Here is a 7,191-nt window from a genome sequence, read left to right on the forward strand (position 1 = left end):
CACGAATGACTCTATCCGTAAGCATCGCCCTAACAGCTCGATAAACTGAAATATCGATTGACCGCCTGCCAACCCATGGCCCGGACAAATTGCAAAAAACTCATTCTTACTATATAATAGGGAAGATGTAAAGGTAGCGATTAAGGATGGTGCAGTATATATATGGATAGTATGAAACTGATTGATTTGTCCGGAGTCCAGGATTTCCATGCGGGCCGTTTTCTCCTGTACTGGCTGGTGGCCTCCATTGTAGCCGTGATTGTGGCTTACAGTATCGGCCAGGAAAATAAGCTGAAATGGTTCAAGCAGAGAAAGTCCAACGGATTCATGGTCCGCCGCGGGGTATTTGGCAATTTCAGCCTTCTCGGCGTACCGAATACGAAGCAGGGGATTGCCATTACTGCCGGTATTTTTATCGCTTCCGGCGTGATCTGGGCACTTCTGGTATTTGTCATTCTCCCAATTTTCGGTTATAATTTATAAGAAAGATATAATTTCATATTTCATTTCCTGCGTATGGCACAGGGGCAGGAAAATCAGATGATCCTTACAGAGGACCTGGCATTGAAAAATGTCAGGTCCTTTTTTTATAAATCCTTCTGTGCCCGGTTCATGGGAAAGGAGAAAAATAATGACCCCATGGGAAAGTATTGCAAGAGAACTGTTCAGCGGTGTTCTGGGAATGGGAGCCCCCAGGGTGTGGTTCATGTTTCTGATCGGAGGGCTTCTCATCTGGCTGGGAGTGAAGAAGGACTATGAACCCCTCCTTCTTTTTCCCATGGGGGTGGGCTGTATCCTGGCCAATATTCCCGGCCATTTTGCAGTCATTCCTGCCGGTGGCGGGGAACCGGGATTCCTTTCTGTCCTTTACAATGCAGGCATTGCGAATGAGCTGTTTCCGGTGCTCATTTTTATCGCAGTAGGGGCCATGTGCGAGTTTGATCCCCTCATCCGGGCGCCCTATGTCATGCTCTTTGCGGCGGCGGCGCACTTCGGTATTTTTGCGGCGGCCCTGTTGGCGGCGGCCTTCGGATTTTCTTTCAATGAGGCAGCGGCCATCGGCATCATCGGGGCGGCGGACGGGCCTACCACCATATTTGTGGCCCAGAAATTTGCCCGGGATCTGCTGGCGCCGCTGACGGTGACGGCATTCTGTTATATGTCTCTGGTTCCCATTATCCAGCCGCCCATCGTGAAACTCCTGACAACGAAGGCGGAACGGCGGATTCGCATGCCATTCCGGGCAGAAAGACCGGTATCCTGGACTGCCCGGTTTCTTTTCCCCCTCATGGTGGTGCTGGTGGCGGGGATCCTGGCCCCCATTTCTGTGCCCCTCATCGGTGCCCTCATGTTCGGTAATCTTCTCAAGGTGTCTGGCGTCACCGATTCCCTGTCCAATGCAGCCCAGAATGAGCTGGCTAACCTGGTGACACTCCTTCTTGGAATTACGGTGGGAGCCACCATGACAGCGGACAATATACTGACCCTGGATGTACTGAAGATTCTTCTCCTGGGGGCGGCGGCCTTTGTATTCGATACCGTAGGCGGTGTCCTTTTTGCGAAGGTAGTAAACCTTTTCCTTAAGAAGAAAGTGAATCCCCTGATCGGGGCCTGCGGCATTTCCGCATTTCCCATGTCCGGCCGGGTTATTGCCCGCATGGCCCTCAAAGAGGATTCGTCGAACTATATCATCCAGCATGCCATGGGCGTCAACGTGGCCGGCCAGGTGGCTTCAGTGGTGGCCGGCGGCCTCGTGATGGCTCTCATCCCTGTTCTCATGTAAGGAGGAATTTCAATGACAAGTGTAGAATCAGCACTGCTCCTCATGGGCATTGCCTACCCCCTGCTTTTCGTGGTGATGGCCCTCTTTGCCCTGCTTACGAAACTGCTGGGAACCCTGCCTTCTAAAGATGAATAATCCGGAACGGTGGGCAAGTCTTTCTCCGTATAGTATAATGGATTTATGATAATCATTCTCTATAGGAGGTTTTACGATGAAAGAAACATACAGCAGGACAAAGTCCGTATGGCAGCGGATGAATAAAAAAGAACGGAAGGCCGTCATGGATTACGGTGAAAAGTACAAAGCCTTCCTTGATACCGCCCGGACAGAACGGCTGGCGGCACAGGAAATCATCCGCCAGGCGGAAGCAAAGGGATTCAGGCCCCTCTACGATATGAAGAAACTGGAACCGGGGGACAAGGTGTACTGGAACCAGAAGGGGAAATCGGTGATCCTTGCGGTAATCGGTAAAGAGCCGGTCCATGAGGGCATCAAAATTGTGGGTTCCCACATCGATTCACCCCGCCTGGACCTGAAGGCAAACCCGGTCCATGAACAGGATGGGATCGTCTATTTCCGCACCCATTATTACGGGGGAATCAAGAAATACCAGTGGACCACCATCCCCCTGGCCCTGATCGGTGTCATTTATACGAAAGACGGGAAGAAAGTAGACATCAACATCGGCATGAAGGAAGATGACCCCATATTCTACGTATCGGATCTCCTCATCCATATGGCCCAGGACCAGATGAAGAAACCCCTGGCCGAAGGGGTTACCGGTGAACAGCTGCAGGCCATTGCCTGGACCAGCGGCGATGGAAAGATGAAGCCGAAGGAAGCTTTCATGAAGATGCTGAAGGAAACCTACGGCATCGAAGAGGAAGACTTTGCAGCGGCGGAACTGGAACTGGTACCGGCTACGAAGAGCAGGGATGTGGGATTTGACCGTTCCCTCATCGCTTCCTACGGACAGGATGACCGGGTATGCTCCTATGCAAACCTGGAAGCCATCCTGGATGCCAAGCCCGGTGTGAAGACCCAGGCCGCTCTTCTGACGGATAAAGAGGAAATCGGTTCCTATGGCAATACGGGTATGGAATCTTCCTATTTTGTAAAGTTCGTGATGAAGCTCCTTGCTCTCCAGGGACAGGGAGGACTCCTTGATTTCTATGAAACCATGGAGAACAGCGAAATGCTTTCGGCTGATGTAAATGCCTGCCTGGATCCCATGTTCCCGGAAGTATCGGAACGGGATAATGCATCCTTCCTGGGCTACGGCATCAATCTTACCAAGTATGGCGGCGTACGGGGCAAGGCCGGCAGCAACGATGCCAGCGCTGAATTCCTCCAGAAGGTCCGCACCATTTTCAACGAAGCCGGCGTATGCTGGCAGATTGGGGAACTGGGCAAAGTGGACCAGGGCGGCGGCGGAACTATCGCCTTCATGATGGCTGACTGGGGCGCCGAAGTGGTGGACTGCGGCACAGCTATGCTGTCCATGCATTCCCCCTATGATCTCCTGTCCAAGGCCGATGCCTATGAGACCTATCTGGCCTATAAGGCATTCTTTGAAAGTAAATAAGGGATAATAAAAGCCCGGCGTCACGCGCCGGGTTTTCTTTTGGGAATATTTCAGTTCTTCGAGCTGGTGGATTCGTCGCTAACGAATAGAGTCATTTGTGCAGGGGCTTCTGGCTCCTGGCTTCCAGGAAAGCTGGCTGGCCTATGGCACGAATGACTGATGAAAAAAGGTGGGCAGCGCCGTAGGCGAATCAGTGCTTCCTTAAAGCCAGGGACTCTATCCATTAGTATGCAAAATTGTCTGGCCTTTTAACAGTGCCCTTTCCTTATGTTAAAATAAAAATACCAGTAATCGAAAAACAGGAGGATACAGTCATGATTCATCGTTTTCACAAAGAAAACAACCGATGGGATGGTATTGAACCCCATATTTACAAGGAAAACCCCGGAGTGTTCCGGGATGTGACGAAGCAGATCCTTTTTGACAATGAAGCGGACCTGCCGGTACAGTTCCGGTATTTCCAGGTGGAAAAAGGAGGCTTTTCTTCCTTTGAACATCACCACCATATGCATGCGGTGCTGATTTTCAAAGGGAAAGGCCATGCTCTTCTGGGTAATGAGGTATACGAAGTGCATGAGGGGGACTTCATGACCATTCCTCCCTGGCAGTGGCACCAGTTCAAGGCAGACATGGGGGATATCCTTGGCTTCCTCTGCCTTGTGAATCACGATCGGGATATCCCGGTGTATCCCACGGAAGAGGATATAGCGGAAATCCGGAAAAATCCGGAAGCCGCTGCATTTCTGGATGAAAAATAGTTTTGACTTGAAGTGAGCTTCAGGGAGTATAATGCGGAAGGAATCGGAGAGATCTGCCGATTTCAGTTTGTCGAGCTGGTGAGGATTGGCGGTTAGCATGTTTGTGTGCAGAGTCATTTGCATGGGACTGTTAGCTTCTAGCTGTTAGCTGCTAGGAAAGCTGATCCGCCTGCGGCGCTTTCCACTAGATGTTTCCGCCAGTCATTCGTGCCGTAGGCTGACCAGCTTTCCTAGAAGCCAGAAGCTGGCAACTAGAAGCCCCCGCACGAATGACTCTATCATCCATCAGCGCCGAACACATCAGCTCGACAAACCGCAATAGTCCGGGCAGTCTACATTTGATATTCATCAATCCAGGAGGTAACCATGGCAGAAGAAAAGAAAGCCGGTATCGGCGGGGACCATTATGTCCCCTATGAAGAAAGAACAGGCAATGAATCTATTGTGTACTTTACAAGAGACCTGTCGGCAGAAGGACTGGTCCGCATGTATGAACGGATCAAAGAAAACCTGACCGGGAAGGTGGCTGTGAAGCTCCATACCGGAGAACAGCATGGACCGAATATTATTCCCCGTCCCTGGGTGAAGGAACTGCTGGAAAAGGAAATCCCCGGTGCCCACATTGTGGAGACCAATACCTACTATGACGGTGACCGGTATACCACGGAAAAGCATCGGAAAACCCTTGAAGTGAATGGCTGGACCTTTGCACCGGTGGATATTATGGATGAAGAAGGGACCACCATGCTTCCGGTGAAAGGGGGCAAATGGTTCACAGAAATGTCCGTGGGAAGCCACCAGACCAACTACGATTCCATGCTGGTGCTCACCCATTTTAAAGGCCATGTACAGGGCGGCTTTGGGGGCTCCAATAAGAATATCGGTATCGGATGCGCTGACGGCCGCATCGGCAAGGCCATGATCCATACGTATCCCGGTCAGGGCCAGTGGTCCATTGCAAAGGAAGAATTCATGGAACGAATCACCGAATCTTCCAAGGCTACGGTAGATTATTTTGGAAAGCATATTGCCTTCATCAACGTCATGCGGAACATGTCCGTTTCCTGTGACTGCGAAGGGGTGAACGCCATGCCTGTGGTGACCCCGAATGTGGGGATCCTGGCATCCCTGGATATTCTGGCCATTGACCAGGCATCGGTGGATATGGTGTACGCCATGAAGGAAGAAGACCATCATGACCTGGTAGAACGGATGGAGTCCCGCCATGGCCTCCGGCAGCTCACGTACATGAAGGAAATGGGCATGGGCAATGACCGGTATGTACTGATCGATACGGACCATGGCGATGTGCGGATCGATGCGAAAGAAGCGGTAAAGGGGGTCAAGCCCTTTGTCAGGGAATAAAAGCTTTCTCCTTTCTGCGGATACCATTATTTTTGACCTGGATGGCACTCTTCTGGAATCCATGGGGGTGTGGAATGAAATCGACCGTATTCTTATCCATAAGCTGGGCGGTCCCTGGGAAGAGGAAATGATGGTGGGAAAGCGGAGAGATGCCCTGCTGGCCGAATACAGCGGGAAGGATAATCCCTACGGTGAATACTGCGGTGCCCTGGGCCGGAGGTATGGCTCTTCCCTGACGAAAGAAGAAATCCTGGATCTCCGCCATACCATTGACAAAGATTTCCTGAGAAACCAGGTGGATTACAAACCGGGAGCGCCGGAGCTCATCAAAAAGCTCCATAGCCTGGGGAAGACCCTGGTCATAGCGACTACCACCAAAAGACCGAATATCCTCATTTACCGGACAGAGAACCGGAATATCATGGACAAGGCTGCTTTTGATGATTATTTTACCGCCATCTATACCCGGGAAGACGTGAAGGCCATCAAGCCGTCACCGGAGGTCCATGAGCGGATCCTCCATGACCTTCATAAGAGACGGGAGGACTGTTTCATCCTGGAGGATTCCCTGTCCGGCATCCGGGCAGCCCGGGCTGCAGGTATACCGGTGGGAGTGGTGTATGACCGATATTCCGAAGAGGATGGAGAGACTATCAGGAAGCTTTCGGACTGCTGGTATGATTCCCTCGCCGATGCCTGCAGGGAATTGGAGAAATGCTAATTGAGAATATATATCATCCGTAAAGACCGGTGATTCCTTCGATTTTCTCTTTGACAACAGGAATGGAACGTGATATGATTCTCAATATGTGAGGGAGTAGCAGCCACCCTGTGGAGCAAGTCAACATACTGGTTCTTACCTGGCTTTCCTTGAAATTGCGAGACTCACGTGCATGCTTTTTTCGTGCACGGAGTCTCTTTTTTGATGGCTTCCGGGCATGGAGACAGGAGGTTGTCATGGGCTTTTTATTTCTTGTAAACAGTATTCTTCTGGGCGTGGGCCTTGCCATGGATGCTTTTTCCGTTTCCCTGGCCAATGGTATCCATGAGCCGTCCATGCAATGGAAAAAAATGGGCATCATTGCGGGGACCTTTGGCTTTTTCCAGTTCATCATGCCCCTTGCCGGCTGGGCCTGCGTAAACTGGATCATCGATATTTTCCAAAGCGTTCTTCCCTATATTCCCTGGATTTCCCTGATCCTTCTCCTGACCCTGGGAATTCTCATGGTGAAAGACGGCCTGTCGGGGCAGGAAGAGGAGGTATGCCCGGAGACGGACTTCAAGTGCCTTCTCATCCAGGGCCTGGCTACCTCCATGGACGCCCTGTCCGTAGGCTTTACCATCGCTTCCTACGATGGGGCAAAGGCGGTGGCAGCGTCTCTTATCATCGGCATTGTTACATTCTTTATCTGCCTCCTGGGCATCGTGCTGGGACGGCGCTTCGGTATGTGGCTGGCGGATAAAGCCACCATTGTGGGCGGCATCATCCTGATGGGTATCGGTGTGGAAATTTTCCTGTCATAAAGTGAAAAAGAGGCCTGCAGCGTAACCGGCTGCAGGCTTTTATAGTGGGAAACAGGGAGGAAGGAAACCGTTCAAACTGCGGTTTGTCGAGCTGCTGTGTTCGGCGCTGGCGAATAGAGTCACTCGCACGAGGCAGCTAGCTTCTAGCGGCTAGCTGCTAGGAAAGCTGACCCGCC

8 protein-coding genes are annotated in these 7,191 nt (G+C 51.5%); all 8 read left to right on the top strand.

The annotated features are described in order from the left end of the window. The first annotated feature begins 162 nt into the window (after window positions 1–162). The 8 genes from QZR21_RS07215 to QZR21_RS07250 all read left to right on the top strand — a co-directional run bounded on the left by QZR21_RS07215 (window position 163) and on the right by QZR21_RS07250 (window position 7,015). Window positions 163–483 (top strand): phospho-N-acetylmuramoyl-pentapeptide-transferase, encoded by a 321-nt coding sequence (locus QZR21_RS07215; RefSeq protein WP_296098883.1) that lies wholly within the window; start codon window positions 163–165, stop codon window positions 481–483. A 148-nt stretch (window positions 484–631) separates the two neighbouring features. Continuing rightward, entirely contained in the window at window positions 632–1,783 is a 1,152-nt protein-coding gene (locus tag QZR21_RS07220; RefSeq protein WP_296098886.1) for a sodium ion-translocating decarboxylase subunit beta, read from the top strand. A gap of 12 nt (window positions 1,784–1,795) precedes the next feature. After that, window positions 1,796–1,918 carry a hypothetical protein gene (locus tag QZR21_RS07225; RefSeq protein ID WP_296098888.1) on the top strand — a complete coding sequence of 41 codons (123 nt, stop codon included), beginning with the start codon at window positions 1,796–1,798 and terminating at the stop codon, window positions 1,916–1,918. 76 nt (window positions 1,919–1,994) lie between these two features. After that, window positions 1,995–3,368, top strand: a complete 1,374-nt coding sequence (locus QZR21_RS07230) for an aminopeptidase (RefSeq protein ID WP_296098890.1) — start codon at window positions 1,995–1,997, stop codon at window positions 3,366–3,368. 314 nt (window positions 3,369–3,682) lie between these two features. Beyond that, window positions 3,683–4,126, top strand: coding sequence for a cupin domain-containing protein (locus tag QZR21_RS07235; protein ID WP_296098893.1), 444 nt, complete (start codon window positions 3,683–3,685; stop codon window positions 4,124–4,126). Window positions 4,127–4,492: 366 nt separating this feature from the next. Next, a complete protein-coding gene (locus QZR21_RS07240) occupies window positions 4,493–5,491 on the top strand; it encodes a DUF362 domain-containing protein (protein WP_296974645.1) in 999 nt (332 codons plus the stop codon). Continuing rightward, entirely contained in the window at window positions 5,478–6,212 is a 735-nt protein-coding gene (locus QZR21_RS07245; RefSeq protein WP_296098898.1) for an HAD family phosphatase, read from the top strand. The genes QZR21_RS07240 and QZR21_RS07245 overlap by 14 nt, the downstream gene beginning before the upstream one ends. Window positions 6,213–6,448: 236 nt before the next feature. After that, window positions 6,449–7,015, top strand: coding sequence for a manganese efflux pump (locus QZR21_RS07250; protein WP_296098900.1), 567 nt, complete (start codon window positions 6,449–6,451; stop codon window positions 7,013–7,015). Window positions 7,016–7,191 lie beyond the last annotated feature (176 nt).

This window comes from uncultured Dialister sp. (assembly GCF_900541605.1).
Taxonomy (GTDB): domain Bacteria; phylum Bacillota; class Negativicutes; order Veillonellales; family Dialisteraceae; genus Dialister.